Genomic DNA, 1,091 nt, shown 5'->3' on the forward strand with positions numbered 1-1,091 from the left:
GGCACTGTCCGCGCTGCGGGAGATCACGCCGGCGGCGACGATCGGCGAGCCCGCCGGATACACGGTCGAGGCGGACGGTGTCGTGTCGTTGCGCTTCGCCACCACGATGGAGGGCTACCCCGGCTGGTTCTGGACGGTGAGCCTGGCCGTCGTCGACGACGCCGAGCCGACGGTGCTCGAGGCCGAGCTCCTACCGGGCGAGGGTGCGCTCTTGGCTCCGGAGTGGGTGCCGTGGGCGGTTCGTCTGGCGGAGTATCAGGCCGCGCAGGCGGCGCTGGCCGCCGAACGCGGTGTCGAGGCCGAAGACGCCGAGGGCGTCGACGACGATGAGTCCGACGAGGAACTCGACGACGACGACCTCGACGACGTGGATGATCTGGATGCCGCCGACTTCGACGACGACGGATCGCCGATCCTGCACGCCGGTGACGTCGACGGCGTCGACATCGACGTGCTGGACGACGATTCCGACGAGGACGAGGACGACGAGGACTAGCGGCGTTTCGTCTCGTGCCGGGGGCGCTCGCTCAATGACCGGGCGTCAGAGCACGACGTGGAACCGTGCGCTCTGCAGGACCTCGTCGCGCGATGACGGACCGACCAGCAGGTCGAAGGCGCCGGGCTCGACGATCCGCTCACCACGGGCATCGACGATGGTGCAGGCGCGCACGGCGACGGCGAGTTCGACGGTGCGCTCCTCACCCGCACTTCGCCACCAAGAACGATCTGGTCCAGGAGCTCTATCTTGAGGTGCAGCGCGGCCATCGCGCTGCGGCGGTTCCGGCTCTCGTCGATGCGGACGACCTCGTCGACCGCATCGCGATCGTGTACCGCACGGGGCTCGACCAGCTCACCGCGTACCACGACCACGCCGCAGAGTTCCTCTCCGCCGCCGTCTCGCCGCGCTCGGAGATTAATCCTCTCGCCGAGGCGTCCGGCGAGGCCCGGGCCATCACGGAGGGCCTGTTCGCGGAGGCGGTGCACGGGGCGCGTTCGGGCACGGTCCCGAAGGACCTCGCTGAGGCGCTGCCCACGGTGCTCTTCCTCGCGCACCTGTTGCGGCGCTCTTCTGGGTCTATGACCGCTCGAAG

The 1,091-nt window shown here is 69.7% G+C and carries 2 protein-coding genes and 1 pseudogene; 2 read left to right on the forward strand and 1 reads right to left on the reverse strand.

Annotated elements, in window-relative coordinates:
- Positions 1-496: DUF3027 domain-containing protein (locus tag I5I_RS03500; RefSeq protein WP_036316526.1), on the forward strand; the 496-nt coding region annotated here is incomplete at its 5' end.
- A gap of 45 nt (positions 497-541) precedes the next feature.
- On the opposite strand, the gene I5I_RS16700 is transcribed toward I5I_RS03500, so the two are convergent.
- Positions 542-670, reverse strand: coding sequence for a hypothetical protein (locus I5I_RS16700; protein ID WP_374699900.1), 129 nt, complete (start codon positions 668-670; stop codon positions 542-544).
- Between the two features lie 80 nt (positions 671-750).
- Here I5I_RS16700 and I5I_RS03505 point away from each other — a divergent pair.
- Positions 751-1,091, forward strand: a pseudogene (locus tag I5I_RS03505) (TetR/AcrR family transcriptional regulator); the annotation flags it as partial.

This window comes from Microbacterium sp. B24 (assembly GCF_000333415.1).
Classification (GTDB): Bacteria; Actinomycetota; Actinomycetes; order Actinomycetales; family Microbacteriaceae; genus Microbacterium.